This window comes from Sporosarcina sp. P3 (assembly GCF_002743415.1).
GTDB lineage: Bacteria > Bacillota > Bacilli > Bacillales_A > Planococcaceae > Sporosarcina > Sporosarcina ureae_A.
The window spans coordinates 268,808-286,178 of record NZ_PDZE01000002.1 but is presented as its reverse complement, the minus strand read 5'-3'; the positions used below and the strand labels follow the sequence as shown (position 1 = coordinate 286,178).

At 39.5% G+C, this 17,371-nt stretch carries 18 protein-coding genes; 8 read left to right on the top strand and 10 right to left on the bottom strand.

Annotation, left to right across the window (positions count from 1 at the left end; genetic code table 11):
- Positions 1-54 precede the first annotated feature (54 nt).
- On the bottom strand, positions 55-1,953 hold the full coding sequence (locus CSV61_RS03550) for a PrkA family serine protein kinase (protein WP_369824277.1): 1,899 nt from the start codon (positions 1,951-1,953) through the stop codon (positions 55-57).
- A gap of 160 nt (positions 1,954-2,113) precedes the next feature.
- Here CSV61_RS03550 and CSV61_RS03545 point away from each other — a divergent pair, with 160 nt between their 5' ends.
- Positions 2,114-2,977, top strand: coding sequence for a YitT family protein (locus CSV61_RS03545; RefSeq protein WP_099638124.1), 864 nt, complete (start codon positions 2,114-2,116; stop codon positions 2,975-2,977).
- Positions 2,978-3,014: 37 nt separating this feature from the next.
- On the opposite strand, the gene purU is transcribed toward CSV61_RS03545, so the two are convergent.
- From purU to fdhF, 3 genes are all read right to left on the bottom strand, one after another.
- Positions 3,015-3,923, bottom strand: a complete 909-nt coding sequence (gene purU / locus CSV61_RS03540) for a formyltetrahydrofolate deformylase (RefSeq protein ID WP_099638123.1) — start codon at positions 3,921-3,923, stop codon at positions 3,015-3,017.
- Between the two features lie 118 nt (positions 3,924-4,041).
- Positions 4,042-4,530 carry a helical membrane plugin domain-containing protein gene (locus CSV61_RS03535; protein ID WP_143561052.1) on the bottom strand — a complete coding sequence of 163 codons (489 nt, stop codon included), beginning with the start codon at positions 4,528-4,530 and terminating at the stop codon, positions 4,042-4,044.
- Between the two features lie 18 nt (positions 4,531-4,548).
- Positions 4,549-7,473 (bottom strand): formate dehydrogenase subunit alpha, encoded by a 2,925-nt coding sequence (gene fdhF / locus CSV61_RS03530; RefSeq protein ID WP_099638121.1) that lies wholly within the window; start codon positions 7,471-7,473, stop codon positions 4,549-4,551.
- Positions 7,474-7,734: 261 nt separating this feature from the next.
- Here fdhF and CSV61_RS03525 point away from each other — a divergent pair, with 261 nt between their 5' ends.
- The 3 genes from CSV61_RS03525 to CSV61_RS03515 all read left to right on the top strand — a co-directional run bounded on the left by CSV61_RS03525 (position 7,735) and on the right by CSV61_RS03515 (position 10,398).
- Positions 7,735-8,076 carry a Na-translocating system protein MpsC family protein gene (locus tag CSV61_RS03525; protein ID WP_099638120.1) on the top strand — a complete coding sequence of 114 codons (342 nt, stop codon included), beginning with the start codon at positions 7,735-7,737 and terminating at the stop codon, positions 8,074-8,076.
- 15 nt (positions 8,077-8,091) lie between these two features.
- Positions 8,092-8,910, top strand: a complete 819-nt coding sequence (gene fdhD / locus CSV61_RS03520; RefSeq protein WP_099638119.1) for a formate dehydrogenase accessory sulfurtransferase FdhD — start codon at positions 8,092-8,094, stop codon at positions 8,908-8,910.
- A 204-nt stretch (positions 8,911-9,114) separates the two neighbouring features.
- Positions 9,115-10,398 (top strand): L-lactate MFS transporter, encoded by a 1,284-nt coding sequence (locus CSV61_RS03515; protein WP_099638118.1) that lies wholly within the window; start codon positions 9,115-9,117, stop codon positions 10,396-10,398.
- A gap of 170 nt (positions 10,399-10,568) precedes the next feature.
- On the opposite strand, the gene ypfJ is transcribed toward CSV61_RS03515, so the two are convergent.
- Positions 10,569-11,408: a KPN_02809 family neutral zinc metallopeptidase gene (gene ypfJ, locus CSV61_RS03510; protein WP_099638117.1), complete on the bottom strand. Its 840-nt coding sequence runs from the start codon at positions 11,406-11,408 to the stop codon at positions 10,569-10,571.
- A 214-nt stretch (positions 11,409-11,622) separates the two neighbouring features.
- On the opposite strand from ypfJ, the gene serC reads away from it, so the two are divergent.
- Positions 11,623-12,720 (top strand): 3-phosphoserine/phosphohydroxythreonine transaminase, encoded by a 1,098-nt coding sequence (serC, locus tag CSV61_RS03505; protein WP_099638116.1) that lies wholly within the window; start codon positions 11,623-11,625, stop codon positions 12,718-12,720.
- Between the two features lie 41 nt (positions 12,721-12,761).
- Here serC and CSV61_RS03500 read toward each other — a convergent pair whose 3' ends face one another.
- The 3 genes from CSV61_RS03500 to CSV61_RS03490 all read right to left on the bottom strand — a co-directional run bounded on the left by CSV61_RS03500 (position 12,762) and on the right by CSV61_RS03490 (position 14,410).
- Positions 12,762-13,613 carry an STAS domain-containing protein gene (locus CSV61_RS03500; RefSeq protein WP_099638115.1) on the bottom strand — a complete coding sequence of 284 codons (852 nt, stop codon included), beginning with the start codon at positions 13,611-13,613 and terminating at the stop codon, positions 12,762-12,764.
- A 30-nt stretch (positions 13,614-13,643) separates the two neighbouring features.
- Entirely contained in the window at positions 13,644-14,069 is a 426-nt protein-coding gene (locus CSV61_RS03495; protein ID WP_099638114.1) for a hypothetical protein, read from the bottom strand.
- Between the two features lie 83 nt (positions 14,070-14,152).
- Positions 14,153-14,410, bottom strand: a complete 258-nt coding sequence (locus CSV61_RS03490) for a YqkE family protein (RefSeq protein WP_099638113.1) — start codon at positions 14,408-14,410, stop codon at positions 14,153-14,155.
- Between the two features lie 126 nt (positions 14,411-14,536).
- On the opposite strand from CSV61_RS03490, the gene CSV61_RS17340 reads away from it, so the two are divergent.
- From CSV61_RS17340 to CSV61_RS03480, 3 genes are all read left to right on the top strand, one after another.
- On the top strand, positions 14,537-14,713 hold the full coding sequence (locus CSV61_RS17340) for a hypothetical protein (RefSeq protein ID WP_369824276.1): 177 nt from the start codon (positions 14,537-14,539) through the stop codon (positions 14,711-14,713).
- Complete coding sequence (locus CSV61_RS17335; protein ID WP_369824275.1) at positions 14,714-15,112, top strand: beta/alpha barrel domain-containing protein; 399 nt, start codon at positions 14,714-14,716, stop codon at positions 15,110-15,112.
- Positions 15,113-15,448: 336 nt separating this feature from the next.
- A complete protein-coding gene (locus tag CSV61_RS03480; RefSeq protein WP_099638112.1) occupies positions 15,449-16,372 on the top strand; it encodes an alpha/beta hydrolase in 924 nt (307 codons plus the stop codon).
- A gap of 67 nt (positions 16,373-16,439) precedes the next feature.
- Here the strand turns inward: CSV61_RS03480 and CSV61_RS03475 are convergent, their stop codons facing one another.
- Both CSV61_RS03475 and sirA read right to left on the bottom strand, forming a co-directional pair.
- Positions 16,440-16,676 carry a YneF family protein gene (locus CSV61_RS03475; RefSeq protein ID WP_083035511.1) on the bottom strand — a complete coding sequence of 79 codons (237 nt, stop codon included), beginning with the start codon at positions 16,674-16,676 and terminating at the stop codon, positions 16,440-16,442.
- 110 nt (positions 16,677-16,786) lie between these two features.
- On the bottom strand, positions 16,787-17,227 hold the full coding sequence (sirA, locus tag CSV61_RS03470; RefSeq protein ID WP_083035510.1) for a sporulation inhibitor of replication protein SirA: 441 nt from the start codon (positions 17,225-17,227) through the stop codon (positions 16,787-16,789).
- Positions 17,228-17,371 lie beyond the last annotated feature (144 nt).

The window sequence follows — 17,371 nt, the reverse complement described above, 5'->3', positions numbered from 1 at the left end:
CTAGTCACGAATTACCATTCCGTTACAGACACCCATTCTATTCACATTTTTAATTTACCGATTTAACAAACTTCCAACGTAGCGCAGCAAGTCGTTGGCCGAAACGGAGTTGTAGCCGTGTTCATCCACTAGCCGTGCTACGACTTCATTCATTTTCTTCAGTTGTGTCTCGTCTGGCGTTGTAGAAGTTGTAGTGATTTTCACTACGTCTTTTAGATCGGTGAACAATTTTTTCTGTATTGCTTCACGCAAACGATCGTGGGAACGGTAGTCAAAGCGTTGGTGTTTTCTCGCGTAAGCGGAAATACGGATTAGGATTTCTTCTCGAAATGCCTTTTTCGCATTTTCTGAAATTCCTATCTGTTCTTCTAGCGAACGCATCAACTTTTCATCAGGATTAATTTCTTCCCCAGTTAGCGCGTCCCGTAATTTATTTTTATTGCAGTACGCTTCAACATTATCCAAATAATTATCCATTAATGTTTTTGCTGACTCTTCATAGGAATAGACGAAAGCTTTTTGGACTTCTTTTTTCGCAATTTCATCATACTCTTTTCGTGCCATCGAAATATAGTTCATATACGTATCACGGTCTTCACTCGAAATGGAAGCGTGTTGATCAAAGCCGTCTTTTAATGAACGCAGTACATCCAGTGCATTGATGCTTGGTACTTCTTTTCGAATAATTGCAGAAGAAATACGGTTGATGACGTAGCGTGGATCGATTCCGTCCATGCCTTCATCTATAAATTCGTTCTTTAGTTCTTCTGCATCTGCATCGTTGAATCCTTCCACATTCTGTCCATCGTACAGGCGCAATTTCTTCAAGCGATCAATGCCCTGTTTTTTGGATGCTTTCAAGCGTGTTAAAACAGAAAAAATAGCGGCCACTCGCAATGCATGCGGCGCAATGTGGACATGTGCCATATCACTTTCACGAATCATTTTTTCATAGATTTTTTCTTCCGCACTTACTTTCAGATTGTACGGAACTGGAATGACAATCAATCTTGAGTGAAGCGCTTCGTTCTTTTTATTACTAATAAATGAACGATATTCCGTTTCATTCGTATGCGCAACGATCAGTTCATCTGCACTTATTAGCGCAAATCTTCCTGCTTTAAAATTCCCTTCCTGTGTCAGGGACAATAAATGCCAAAGAAACTTTTCATCAAGCTTCAGCATTTCTTGGAATTCCATCATACCGCGATTCGCTTTATTCAATTCCCCATCAAAACGGTATGCACGTGGATCTGACTCTGAACCATATTCAGCAATAGTCGAGAAGTCTATGCTACCGGTCAAATCGGCAATGTCTTGCGATTTCGGGTCGGATGGTGTAAACGTTCCAATCCCCACGCGGCGGTCTTCTGAGAACAAAACACGCTCCACTATTACATCTTCAATCTTTCCTTCAAATTCTTCTTCAAGACGCAATTGATTTAAAGGCGATAAGCTGCCTTCAATTCGTATTCCATACTCTTCAAAAAACGACTTCCTCAATGATTCTGGAATCAAGTGCAATGGGTCCTCATGCATAGGACATCCCTTGATAGCATACACCGCTCCTTCATCCGTACGGGAATAAGCTTCTAATCCACGCTTCAACATTGTTACAATGGTAGATTTACCACCACTAACAGGTCCCATCAATAGCAGTACGCGTTTCTTTACATCTAAGCGCTTTGCTGCTGGATGAAAATATTCTTCTACTAACCGTTCTATAGACTCTTCCAGACCAAATAACTCTTCATCAAAGAAATTATAGACTTTCTTGCCATCTTTCTTTTCAATTCCTGCGCTTTTTATCATTTCATAAATACGTGAATGAGCGGTTTGTGCCACTTCTTTACGCTCTTTTATTAATTCTAGATACTCCAAAAATGTACCTTCCCATTTCAACTCATTTTCTTCTTTGCGATAATTATGCAACTGACGAATAATATCCAACATATCTCCTCCAATTAGGCTATGATGTATTATCTTATGTCCGTGCAGAGTAAAAGATTCATCGCGTAATTCAGAAGTAAAATTGAAAACCTTATAATCCTACTACTTTCTTTACAAAAATTCCGGTAAGATAGAATAAACACGTTTCCAAAAGGGGAGTTTTATGAACAAACAGCATAAAAAAGAAACTATAGGGCATTTACTCAGACGTTATTTATTCATCTCAATTGGTGTTGTAATTACAGCGGTTGCGCTAGATTTATTTCTTATCCCTAATTCCGTAATCGATGGAGGTATCATCGGGATCGCACTAATATTAAATTTCATTTCAGGAGTACCTTTTGGGATTTTGATTTTGATCTTAAACTTGCCTTTCCTGTTCTTTGGATATAAACATATTGGCAAGAACTTCTTCTTCTCCTCTTCCTATGCGATTGCCTTACTTGCTCTCGTGGAGTTTCCTCTTAAAAAATTAGGACCGTTTGTAACCGATTCATTGCTCGCGACAGTCTTCGGAGGATTATTGCTGGGGGCGGGTGTAGGAACCATCATACGTAACGGTGGGGCGCTAGATGGGACGGAGATTCTCGGGATCTTACTAACCAAAAAAATCCCATACAGTGTCGGGGAATTCGTCATGTTCTTCAACCTCTTCATCTTTGGATGGGCAGGGTTTGTACTTGGGCCCGAAAAAGCGATGTACTCCATCATTACATATTATATCGCCTCAAAAGCAATTGACATTGTCATTCAAGGGCTAGACGAGACCAAAGCGGTCTTTATTATCTCGGATGAATATGAAGAACTCGGTGAAGCGATTCGTTTACGGCTGGGCCGTAGTATTACGAAGTTGCACGGCCGTGGTGGGTATACAGATAACGAAAAAGACGTCATTTATGTGGTCGTGACAAGGCTAGAAATTTCAAAACTCAAGCAAATTACTACCGATATAGATCCGTCTGCATTCCTGACCATCATGAACACACAAGAAACGCACGGAGCGACTTTCAAGTCACCTATACATTAAAAAACCGCCACTCTTTCGGGTGGCGGTTTCGTGTCTTTTATTGGAAGACAATCGTTTTATTATTCTCTACAATCACTCGATCTTCAAGATGCCACTTCACTGCACGTGCAAGAACACGTCGTTCGATGGTACGACCAATCTTCTTCAATTGAACAATATCGTCACGGTGATCCACGCGCTCGATGTCCTGTTCAATGATCGGACCTTCATCCAAATCATTCGTTACATAGTGTGACGTTGCACCAATCAGTTTTACACCGCGTCCAAAAGCTCTTTCGTAAGGACGCGCACCAATGAAGGCCGGTAAGAATGAGTGATGAATGTTGATGATTTGATTCGGGAAGTGACTAACAAATTCTGGAGTCAGTATTTGCATATAACGTGCTAATACGAGTACATCCACATCGTATTCTTCCATTAACTTCACTTGTTGTCTCTCTACGTCTTGGCGAATATCTTTGTTCGCTGGAATGTAATAGAAAGGGATACCAAGTGCTTCGACCATTCCGCGTGCATCTTCATGGTTACTGATCACCACAACGATGTCAGTATTTAAATCGCCATTCTGCCACTCCCATAGTAATTCCATTAAGCAATATGGTTCTTTTGAAACGAAGATTGCTGTACGTTTTAATTCTATTGCGTATGAAAAATGATAGTCCATATCATATCGCTTCGCAATATCATTAAAATTCTCTTCCAATTCCTCTTTTCTCTCCAATAGATTGTCTAAATGGAAAGCGATACGTAGATAGAACATGCCACCTTCTGGATCAGTTGAATATTGGCTAGACTCTACGATATTTGCTTCGTATTGTAGCAAAAACGTGGAGACTGCCGATACAATTCCCGGTTGATCCGAGCATTTCACAAGCAGTCTTCCGATGTTTTTCTGTGCTGTAGATTGTTCTTCTAAATGTGATGCGATTTTATTTTGGGCCGACATGTTTTCATCTCCTACAAATAATGTTACGTAATGAATACGTCCCCCAGCCAGAGAGGCTAGGGAACGTATGAACTCTTCTAATACATTATGAAGCAAAGTGATGTTTTTCGCAAAAATCTTACTCCGTAGGTTTTTCTAAACCTTTGCCCATCCCTTTTAAGAAGTTCATACCGAATGTTAACGCACGATTGATATCGGGATCATTAATGGATTTCATCAACTGGAGAAGGCCTGTTTTCTGACCTTCTTCATTCCCTTGCTCGGCTTCAGATAATCCTTTTTGTACACTTTTTGAAAGTTGCTGAATGGTAGCCGGATCTAGCGCGGTTAGAATTCCTGCTCCTGCCATCACATTATTGAGCAGGTTTGTCACAGGTTCTCTCGATACTTGACCTAACGCTATGCCCGTAATCTTCTCTTTTGAATGAAGCATGGCTTGTAATGCGTCTAACGCGCCAATCTTATGCAATTCACCTGTGATTTCCATGATTTTTTGTAAAGACTCTTCTTGTTCAGCAATTTGTTTCTGTAATTCAGCCAACTTTTCTTGCTGTATTTCCAGTTCTGAGCGTTCAGTTCTTTTAATTGAAGTTATAGGGGCCGCCATTGATATTCACCTCACTAATTATTGATCTGTTAATTGGACATATCCTGGTCGATTCCATTTCCGTTCTACTTCTACACCATTTTGAGGATGGCGTTTCTTATCACGGTGGTTGCTCTTAGGTAGTGGATTATCTCCTTGCTTCTTAAGCACTTCCATACGAACCTTCGTCTGTTTGTACGCGGGTGTATTCGTCCGTTCGTCGGTAGCAGGTCCTGTTAGGAAGTTGATTGCAGATTGCTTATCAACGGAATTCATCGGTAAGAATAATTCATTTTTCCGTACTCTATCTGTGACAAGTGCAGGGAGTTTCACTGCTCCGTATGGAGAAATCAGTCTGACATAAGTACCTGTGACCACACCACGTTCTTTTGCTAATTCAGGAGAAACCTCTACAAATATATTAGGAACTTTCTCTTGGATCCCTTCAGATTTATTCGTCATATTTCCTTCATGGAAATGTTCAAGCATACGGCCGTTATTGATGTGAAGATCAAATTCATCAGCGAATTTTACTGGTTCAATCCAATCCGATAATGCAAAGCGCGCTTTCTTATCGGGGAAATTAAAGCCATCAGTATAAAGAAGTGGCGTATTCTTCCCTTCTAGACTTCCCCAAAGGAAACTACCCCAACCTTCCAACATTTCGTAAGAAGCTTCTCCAAACATCGGACTCAAGCTTGTCATTTCAGCGAAAATGTCACTTGGGTGCGTATAATTCCAGTTAGCGCCTAAGCGGTTTGCAACTTCTTGGATGATCCACCAATCTTGACGAGAGTCACCTTTATTCGGCAACGCTTTATACAGTCGTTGTACACGGCGTTCCGTATTTGTGAATGTACCGTCTTTTTCGAGTGAAGGGACTGCAGGTAAAATGACGTCCGCATATTGTGCTGTACGGGAGAAGAAAATATCTTGTACAACTAGGAAATCAAGCTTCGACAGTACATCATGAACATAGTTTGCATTGGAATCCACCAGTGCCATATCTTCTCCTACAATGTACATACCCTTCATCACACCTTCATCAATGGAGTGAAGCATTTGAATATTGTCAAGACCCGGCTTAACTTCTATCTCTACACCGTAAGCACGCTCAAATTTCTCGCGCGCTGCATCATCTGTAATATGCTGATAGCCAGGTAACCAACCAGGCAAGCTTCCCATATCACATGCACCTTGTACGTTGTTATGCCCACGTAATGGATAAGCACCTGCGCCTGGACGACGGTAATTTCCTGATGCTAGCAATAAATTGGAGATTGCCGCTGAAGTATCGGAACCGCCTGTATTTTGCGTGACACCCATTCCCCATAAGATACATGTGCCATCTGCATCACGGATCATTTCAGCTGTTTGAATCAATACTTCTTTGGAAACACCTGTTACTTCTTCCGCATAGTCAAGTGTATATCGCTCCAATACTTCATTAAAGTCATCAAAATGAAGAACATTTTCTTCAATGAACTGCTGATTATGCCAACCTTGGTCAATTAAGTATTTCGTCACGGCCATTAGCCATACTTGATCCGTTCCTTGTTGAGGTGTCATAAAGATATCTGCGCGTTCAGCCATTTCATGTTTTCTGAGATCGGCCACAATTAACTTTTGACCGTGTAGCTTATGCGCGCGCTTTACACGTGTCGCAAGAACAGGATGACCTTCTGCAGGATTTGCACCTACGATGATGACCAAGCCTGCTTCAGCTATATCTTTAATCGTTCCAGCGTCGCCACCCATCCCTACCGTACGGAATAATCCGTCTGTCGCAGGTGACTGGCAGTAACGGGAACAGTTATCTACGTTATTTGTACCAAACACTTGTCGAGCAAATTTTTGAATGACATAGTTCTCTTCATTCGTAATTTTTGATGAAGAGATAACGCCAACTCCGTCTTTACCATGTTCATCACGAATTTGACCTAAGTTTTTCGCCACTACATCCAACGCTTCTTCCCATGAAGCTTCAACAAAGTCGTCACCTTTACGGATAAGAGGAGTGGTGATGCGTTCTTCACTATTCACAAAATCCCAACCAAATTTCCCTTTGACACAAGTAGAAATCTGGTTGACTGGCGCTTCGGAAACCGGTTGAATTTTTAATATCGTACGATCTTTCGTCCAGACTTCGAATGAACAGCCTACACCACAAAATGTACAGACGGTTTTTGTTTTATTGATCGTAGATTCTCTCATCGCGGATTCCACATCAGAAACTGCCATGATACTGCTGTAACCCGGCTCTACATCCTTGATCAAATCAACCATGGGCTCCATCAGCTCGTCACTCATCTTCGTCATAAATCCAGCTTCACCAAGCATCGATTTTTCCATCAAAGCATTACATGGACAAACCGTAATACAATGGCCACAACCTACGCAAGAAGAATCATTAATCTTCGCCCCGCCATCCCATAGAACAATCGGTCGATCACGTTCCCAATCGATTGAAAGTGTCTCGTTTACTTGTAAGTTCTGACAAACTTCCACACACTGACCGCAAGCGATACATTGATTCGGATCATACCGATAGAATGGATGAGTGAAATCCACCGCATCTTTAGAACATTTGGGCTCGTATGGATATTTTTGTTCTTCCACTTCCATAAGTGCCACGGTATTATGTACTTTACAGTTACCATTATTGTTATCGCAAACGGTACAATATAATAAATGATTTTCTAAAATCCGGTCCATTGCTTCCGTTTGTGCTTCTTTTGCACGCGGGGACGCTAACTTAACATCCATACCGTCAACTGCTTGTGTAGAACAAGCACGTGTTAATTTACCATTCACTTCGACAATGCACGTATCACATGTCTGGATTGGGTCGACTTCTGGTAAATAACATATTTGTGGGTGCTCCATCTTATTTGCATTGATGATTTGAATAAGTGTTGACCCTGGTTCGAAGTTGTAAATCTTATCATTGATTGAAATTGACATACAGGCGCCCTCCTTCTCAAATAAAAAATCCACCATAAAAAAACCGTCATAACGGTGTTTTTTTATGGTGGAATAGTTTCTTAACAGGACTTGCTAAAGAACCAATCCATACTTACTATTACAAGTAGGTTGATGAACCTCTAGCAATCACATACTAGATTTCCATCTGTTATGTATTTAGTATAAAGTAATAAAGCGTACAATACAATGGCTATTCTCAAATAGTTAGATTATTCTGTAAAAATGAAAAGGAAGTGTCTTATGAAGAAAATTCATGAGTTTAATGATATCATCCGTAAATTACGAAAAGACTTATTTGGCAAAGGTCCCGAAAGAATTCATACACTATTTATTGATAATATGGCAGTTTCTACACTCTACGGTAATTTAACTCCGACAGAGAAGTTTATAGCGGGAACGCCAGAAGGAAAAAAGATGGTCCACCATGCACGAACAAGCATGATTCAGGCAGTCTATGCACAAAAGCCGCCAGAAGAATTAGAGCGATTAGTCGACGCAAAGTTCCTGCATTTATTCAGCGATTTTAAAATTGATGATGATATTGCAGTTTCAGTATTTTTATTCGATCGACCGATTGACTAAAAGGGAGGAAGAATTATGGAACAGCAACAACAACGATCCATTATTCGATTTCAAGATGGAAAAGTCTTTGAAAAAGAAGATTCGGTCGCCGTTGAATATGCAATCACCATTAAACTAAACAACAAAGAATTTGCAACGATTGTATGTACTCCAGAATATATCGAGGATATGACTGTAGGATTCTTGGCTTCAGAAGGAATAGTGCCGAAGTGGGAACAAATCAAAGACATTCGACTTGATCTGGACAATGGCTTTATTTACATTGATACAGACAAAGTCTATCCCTTCTTTGAACAATTGCAAAATAAACGGTATATCACTTCTTGCTGCGGCATGAGCAGACAAGGATTTATCTTTGCCAACGACGCATTGACAGCGAAAAAGATGGACAGCATTTCTGTTCAACTAACGCCTGTACAAATATTTTCCTTGATGAACCAAATGGAAGAACAAGCAGAAATGTTCCGACATACTGGTGGCGTTCATAATGCTGCATTATGTGCGCCTAATCAATTGCTAGTATCTCGGATGGATATCGGTCGTCATAATGCGTTAGATAAAATTTATGGTCATTGTTTGAAGAACAATATTTCCGTTCGAGATAAAATCATTGTATTTAGTGGACGAATCTCCTCTGAAATTTTACTTAAAGTCGCTAAAATCGGTTGTGAAATTGTATTATCCAAATCTGCACCTACTGAATTAGCTTTGAGCTTAGCGGACGATTTGGGAATAACCACTGTCGGATTCATTCGTGGAAATTCTTTTAACGTCTACACACATCCTGAAAGAATTGTCATGGATGCTATTAATTGTTTTTCGACTACTGAATAAAATAATATTGACAATTTTGTGAAACGTCATTATTATACTCCTTAATCCTATGTTGTATTCCAATAACTGTTTAATTGCATTCTTTTTTCACCATAGGATGACGAACAAGTATGGCCACTATTTTTTTATAATACCGGCTAGTGAATGTCTCCAGTTACGAGAATTAGAGCTGTGGAAGAGTTTTGTTAAAAAGGAGGACAACGAATGAGAAAAACGAAGAACAGATGGCTGATCGCGTTATCTGCAGTAGGTATTCATATTTCCATCGGATCTGTTTACGCCTGGAGTAACTTCACCAATCCACTCATTGAAGAATTTGGGTGGACCACAAGCCAAGTACAGCTGACGTTTAGTATAGCCATTTTATTTCTTGGTTTATCAGCTGCTTTCTTAGGTCACTTTGTAGAGAAGTATGGTCCGAGAAAAGCAGGTTTACTTGCGGCTACATTCTTCGGTATAGGAGTGACAGGGTCTGGACTCGCAGTAGGGATGTCTTCATTACCTATGCTATATGTCTTTTACGGCATGCTCGGCGGAATTGGCTTAGGGGTGGGTTATATTGCACCCGTCTCCACGCTCGTCAAATGGTTCCCCGACCGTAGGGGGTTAGCTACAGGACTGGCTATCATGGGCTTCGGATTCGCTGCAGCCATCAGTAGTCCAATTATGGAGTACTTGATCGGCAACGTGGGCTTACAAAACACTTTTTATATACTAGGTGTATCGTATTTCCTCATTATGTTGCTCTCTTCCCTTTATCTAGAAAAGCCCGAAGAAGGGTGGGCACCGCCAGGGTTTATTGAAAAAATTCATTCAGGTAAAAGAGATGTCAAAGAAGATCTTGCTCAACTGACAGCAAATCAAGCAGTCAAAACGAAACGCTTTTATTATTTATGGCTAATGCTCTTTATTAACGTCACATGCGGTATTGCGATTCTATCCGCTGCCAAACCTATGGCAATTGACAGTATCGGTATGACGACTGTTCAAGCAGCCGCACTAGTTGGTGTACTAGGTATCTTTAACGGAGCTGGAAGGCTTGGCTGGGCTACAATTTCAGATTACATCGGTCGTCCAAATACGTATACCACGTTCTTTGTCATTCAGCTTGTTCTGTTCACCGTTTTACCGTTCACTACCAATGCAATTATATTCCAAGTCATTCTAGCTGTGATCTATACGTGCTACGGTGGAGGTTTCTCTTCTATACCAGCGTATATCGGTGATATTTTTGGAACGAAGCAACTCGGTGCGATCCACGGTTATATTTTGACGGCATGGTCTGCTGCTGGTGTGGCGGGACCGATGTTTGCTGCATGGATGAAAGATACGACAGGTAGTTACGAAAGCAGCTTATTGTTCTTCGCTGGCTTATTCGTAGTCGCTTTAGTGATTTCGTTACTCATACGAGTGGATATTAAAAGACTACGCAATGAACAACAAGAAGGTGTAATTCCAGCTGAACCTGCTATAGCCGCAACGAAGTAAAAAAATCGCGAAGAGGCTGGGATATAACTATCTCACCCCCTTTCCCTGCACTCCGAAAGGCACACTCTGTTACTCTAAAAAAATATTTACTGATAAGAACAGAAAAAAGCGTAAAGGACTCACTATTCCCCTTACGTTTTTTCTGTTCTGTCCCAACCTCTTCGCGATTTTTATTTTTCCGTTTGATTAAATGTGTCACCACCGTCAATCGTTCCTAATTCAAAACCATGTTCGAACCAGTAAATTCGTTGCTTTGCTGTACCGTGTGTGAAACTCTCTGGAACAACATACCCTCTTGCACGTTTTTGAATGGTATCGTCACCAACTGCACCTGCGGCAGTAATCGCTTCCTGTAAATCTCCTTGCTCCAAGTACCCGCGACCTTTTGCATGATGAGCCCATACACCCGCAAAGTAATCTGCCTGTAACTCGAATCTCACTAAATATTTGTTAAATTCCTCTTCACTCATCTTTTGACGAAGTGGCATAACTTGATCTGAAATACCAAGTAGCGTTTGCACGTGATGCCCTACTTCGTGCGCTACTACATAGGCCATTGCAAAATCGCCAGGCGCTTTAAATGTACTCTGTAACTCATTATAAAATGCTAAGTCAATATATAATTTTTGGTCACCCGGACAATAAAACGGTCCTGCAGCTGCACTTCCGTATCCACAGGCTGTATCCACTTGTCCTGAATAAAGAACTAGTGTAGGGTTCTCATACTGAATTCCTTGTTGAGCAAATAACTCAGACCAAATATCTTCTGTATCCGCAAGCACAACCGAAACAAAGTCTGCTAATTCTTTGTCTTGTTCGGTTTCCACATATGGCTGATTGGGTACTGCTGAGCTATTATCTAATAAATCAGTTGGATTTCCGCCTAAAATAAGAAATAATATAATACCGACAATTCCAAGACCACCACCGCCTAATGCGATCGCACCTCCGCCTCCCTTCCCTCTTCGATCTTCTACATTTGAACTTTTTCTGCGTCCATCTGTTTTCACATAATCTCCCTCGTTTCGGCTTTATGAAAGCTATACTCTACATAATTATATAGATAGTACTTGATTACAATTTACCCACTTTCTTAACGAAACAAACAAGACGAATGTCTTACCGATTTGAGTAATTTATTGTGAATTGGCAGATAGCTATTCCCCATGTATGATTTTTCATATATACTTTACTTTAGAGTTGTAAACTAATGAAGGAGTGAGTTTGTTGAGTAATCAAAAATCTGTCTATAATTTTAACGCGGGTCCATCCGCTCTTCCACACGAAGTTCTAGAAAAAGCACAAGCTGAATTAGTGGATTTTAAAGAATCAGGAATGTCTATTATGGAAATGAGTCACCGCAGTGCTACTTATGAACAAGTACATAATCAAGCAATTGAACGTTTGCGTTCGTTATTCGCAATACCTGAAAACTATGAAGTTCTATTCCTGCAAGGTGGTGCTAGTTTACAATTTGCGATGGTACCAATGAACTTTTTAACAGAAGGTAAAAAAGCGAGCTATATCATGTCAGGCGCATGGTCAGACAAGGCACTTAAAGAAGCTAAAACTATCGGTGAAGTATACGAAGCAGCTTCTACAAAAAGTATGAATTATAATCGCGTCCCATCTTCTGAAGAAATTACATTTGAAGATACAGATGCATACGTGCATATTACATCGAATAACACCATTTTCGGTACGCAATTCCACGATTTTCCTTCCACCGGAAATGTCCCGTTGATCGCAGATATGTCAAGTGATATTCTGTCAAGACCAGTTGATGTCAGTAAGTTCGGTATGATCTACGCTGGTGCACAAAAGAACTTAGGACCTTCAGGTGTTACAGTTGCGATTATTCGCAAGGACTTGTTAGATCATGCCAATAGCGGAATTCCAGCTATTTTGAAGTATAGTACACATTCGTCAAGTAACTCTTTATATAACACACCACCATCTTTCGGCATTTATATGTTGGGTGAAGTTCTAGATTGGATGCAACAACAAGGCGGCTTGGAAAAGATCGCAAAACGAAATGAAGAAAAAGCGAACTTGATCTATGACGTGATTGACAACAGCAATGGTTTCTACACAGGACATGCCGAAAAAGACAGTCGTTCATCGATGAACATCACGTTTCGTGTAGCGGATGAAGACTTAGAAAAACAATTCTTGCAAGAAGCCAAAGAGGCTGGATTCGTCGGTCTGAACGGCCATCGTTCCGTAGGCGGATGTCGTGCATCTGCTTATAACGCAGTACCAGTTGAAGCATGTCAGGCCTTGCAGAAATTCATGCTCGACTTCCAAGAAAAACATAAATAAGCCTTAAAAAAACCAAGTCACTTTATAAAGTGACTTGGTTTTTACTGTTCTATGATTAAAAATTCTTTCGATAATGCTAATTGCAAGGAACTAAATGTTTGGATATTCGTAAAATCTAAACCAAGCTCTGTCGAAGCTTGAGCAATTGCCGGTAAGATGCCCGTAATTGTGCAACTCGTTCCTAATAAAGATAATACTTTTGTCACTTGGAAAATTTGTTGGGCTACCAGTGTATCAATTACGGTAACTCCTGATAAGTCAATGAATAAATGTTCAATGTCCGCCTCTAAACTTTTTTTAGGAATACTTTCCAACATCATGCGTGCCCGTAGTTCATCCATTTCCCCAATTAACGGCACTACTCCAATTGCATCGGTAATTTTAATGACTGGTGTGCTCAATTCATTAATCAAACTTTGTTGAACATCGAACTTGCTATTGATATATTCATTATAAGTTTCTGCAAAGTCAATATAAATCTGATCGAAAGCATTATTAAGCGTTTCACTCCACCGCATATAATCTTCAAGTTTAATCTCATCTGCATTCACTAGCTGAAACTTCTCAATGAGGTGCCAGTAAGTTATACGAAGCTTACTCAAAGCCTTTATTACTTCTTCTATAGGGGTATTGCTGTTTACTCTGCTGAGTGCGACAACGGCTGCCCATTTCATTTTATTTTTCTCAAATATCTCCGGATCATCAAGTAGACTGCTAATGACTGTTAAATTCGTTAATTTATTTTGTTCCCGAAGTGTTTCTTCCATTTCCGGATGAGCACTAAGCGAATAAATTGAATTTTTTTCTACTTTTCTCATCGCTAGCCAAGAAGCGGTAATTTCAGGAAGTTTTTCTAGTAAGTACTCATAAAGCCTAACATCAATCTGTTTCATTTTACATCCTCCTGGATACGTTCTTCGTTCTCATTGAATGTATATAAGTAATTGATTAGCCTTAAAGTCAAAGATATTTAATATGACTCCGAGAACGGTTATGTATTTATAAATTGATTCATAATATGTGATTCCATATTCTTTTTCATATTGCGCAATCGGGAAAACATACTGCTCTCCTGTTGGGATCGGCAAATACTTCCACGGTCTTGGAGAGGTCTTGGATTTTTCTGCATGCGCATCTAGTAATGTATTATAAAAAGTTTCTACCTTTTCTTTAGGTACGTCATAATATATAACAGGACCGAGTTTTTCAACAATTTCTAAATTCCTTTGCACCCAATAAACTATTGGATGCTCAATAGGTGCTGAATGAACACGTTTCAAAAGATGTTCGGAAGTAAGTCCTAATTGAATATCCAGTTGATCACGATACGTAATATACAAAAACTTCATTGATCCCTCTCCTTTGTAAAAGGCTTGTTTATGCCACCCATCTAACTACTAAATCCAATTCTACACCTACTTATATAATTTTCTTAATACTTCGTTCCATCATATCCATATTCCTCAAGTAATTCTTCAAAGCTTTTATTTTTTTCACGTTCTTTGCGCTCTTGAATACGTTTTTCTTTTTCTTGTTCCAATTTCATTTCTTCTTCCGCTTTCATTTCCTGCTTCATTCCTTTTAATTTTGCTAACATATCATCGCTCATTAAATCTGAAAGTGAAGTTGCTGAATCTTCTACCGTACTGTTCTTTTGGTTACTTGGTGCTTTTCGTTGTTTTTTCGCCATAATAATCACTACTTTCTATTTGATAAAAGGGTCGCATTATATTGTTTTTATCCAATTAATTGCCAAGGGTTTTACATTGCTCTTATTCGCTTATATTACGTACAATAGATTGAGGGAGAGATGCGTATGTATAGTTTACCAAAAAACGTGACGTTAATCGAGGTTGGACCGTTTGATGGTTTACAAAATGAAAAAAATAATATTCCAACTGATCAAAAATTAGTTTTTATACATTCTTTACAGCAAGCAAGTATACAGGAAATGGAAGCGACTTCTTTTGTATCACGTAAGTGGGTTCCGTAAATGTCTAATTCCAAAAAGAGTATAGACCAGATACACAAACAAGGCAGGCAACTTGTTCTCACGCTGAATGCACGTGGGGTTGAGAATGCCCTAAAAACTGAAATAAATAGTGTAGCAGTCTTTGTAGGTGTAAGGAATACCTTGAATCAACATACTATCAATCGCTCTACTGCAGAGAGCGTGGAGATGCTACGACCGATTGTTAATCACCTCAAATTAGAACATCATTTTGTCAGAGCCTGTATCTCTACAGCATTTCACTGTCCGTATGAAGGATTTATTTCGCCAGAGCAAACTCTGCCCCTTTGCGAAAAGTTTGTCGAGATAGGTGTAGATGAATTAAGTGTGGCAGATACTGAGGGTATGGCAAATCCTATAGCAAATTTTACTTTATTTTAAAAACTAACTAATTCAGTTCCCGAATAATTTGGTTACAGTACATTTCCATGGTCCCTGTAAATTAGGATTAACTAATATTTACGCCTCTTTACAAGCGGATGTTGACCGATTCGATCCCTCTGCAGGCGGACTTGTCGGCTGTTCTTTTGTACCCGACGCTGCAGGGAATGTCGCAACGGAGGACGTGTTATATCTATTGCCATCTGTCGAGATAGATACAGGAGTTGTTATGGATAAAATATGTGCTTCAGTAGAATAGGTCGCACATTATTTGTCACGTCCTGTTGAAACCGCCATGTATAAGTTATATAAAAGGAAATAGGAAGGGGGATTTTGATGAAACGTAGAGTAATGTATATTATCGGCATAGTATCAAGTATTATTACAGCGTTTCTAACCATTTTCGGAATTCTTGTCACAAATCGAATGATGTATTTAAAAATAAAAGATTCGGAATTTATTTTGCAGCGCGAGATGATTGCTAAACGCTTCGATCATCAATGGTTTGAAACCGTAAGAAAAGATAATATTTGGATTCCATCACCTAACGGCTATAACTTACGCGCGATTTTCTTGCGGCCTTTAGATACAACGAGAACGGTGGTTATCTGCCATGGCGTAACGGAAAACAAAGTAAACTCTATCAAATATGCCCGTCTGTTTGAACGTTTAGGATTTAATTCCGTTATTTTTGACCATCGGCGGCACGGTGATTCAGGTGGAAAAACAACAAGTTTTGGATTTTATGAAAAAATGGATTTGAAAGAAGTCGTGACAGCTGTTCGTAAACGTGTCGGGAAGCGTGCATTGATTGGCATTCATGGGGAATCCATGGGAGCAGCCACTACGCTGTTATATGCAGGTACGTACGAGGATGAAGCAGATTTCTATATATCTGATTGTCCATTTTCAGATTTCTCAGAGCAACTATTGCATATCATTCGTACAGAGATGCCGTTTAAAACTTCCATGAGCTTACGAATCGCCAATTTATTTTTGAAGATTCGTGATGGCTATACTTCTGCAGCGGTTTCTCCTCGCGAAGTGATGAAATTCATCGATAAGCCCGTATTATTTATACACAGCATGGAAGATACCTTTATCTTGCCGCGAATGACAGAAGAGTTATACGAATTAAAAGAAGGCGATAAAATGATGAAGCTGTTCGCCAAAGGGGCACATGCCAAATCGTACAATGATAATCCCGATGAATATCTACAAACAGTTCAAAAATTTTTAAATCGATTCCGTTTATATTAAATATACTATTATTCAGCAAAAATTAAAAAGCTCCGTGTTAGCAAATTTGCTGATCACGGAGTTTTACTTATTTTTTTTTAGCAGGCTTATCTTGAACCTTGTTCATCTGAGCCATCATTTGATTAATTTTCTTTTGAGAAGGTTTCTGTCCCATTTGCATCATCATCATACGTAACATTTGCTCATTAATTGGCGGATTTTCCTTCAAATAATTCATCATATATTTACGTGCTATGAAAAAGCCGAGTGCTACTCCGCCGATCAAAGCGACGACGATCAATAAAATTGCTATCCATAAAGTCATTACTGCCAAACCTCCCTCATAAAAATAGTTCGATTACATACTACCAAGAAGGATTATACAACATAGCGGCAGTGAATAGCAATGACTGTACGCAAATTGTGCGGAAGTTTTTACATCATCGTATTTTCTAAAATCATGCGCTCAGAGTGTTTAAGTGGTTTGAGCCACCCGCATTCTTCCTGTTCATTCATGACTGCAAAAAAACGATCTGTAGAAGATGATAATGCTACAAATAAATCTAAGTCCAACATTCGTGAACCTTGACAGTACACTTCTATACTGTGTGTACCCATTTTAATGAAGACCTCTCCCTTGATTAAGTGTGTTAATCGATATTCATTATGATATGAATCCAGTTCATCAAAATTTTTCCCTAGGGTATTCTGAATGATGCTATCCAGTTCCCTCTGATTCAACTGATCACATAAATATTCAATTTCTTGATAATTCGTAGAAGGGCCTACTGTTAGTAGCTCAAATAATAAACGTTCACGCCCCATTATGAAGGATTGATACGCTGACTTAATCTTAAATATTTCATACTTCCTCATAACGAACACCTCCTACTATCTATCATAGAACTTGTCTTAAGTAAATCGTGTCAGTTTGCGGAAAACTTCATCACTATTATTGTCGTAAAGCTGCGCAAAAAAATACACGGCTCTGACATAGTAAGAGCCGTGTGTTGCGTATAA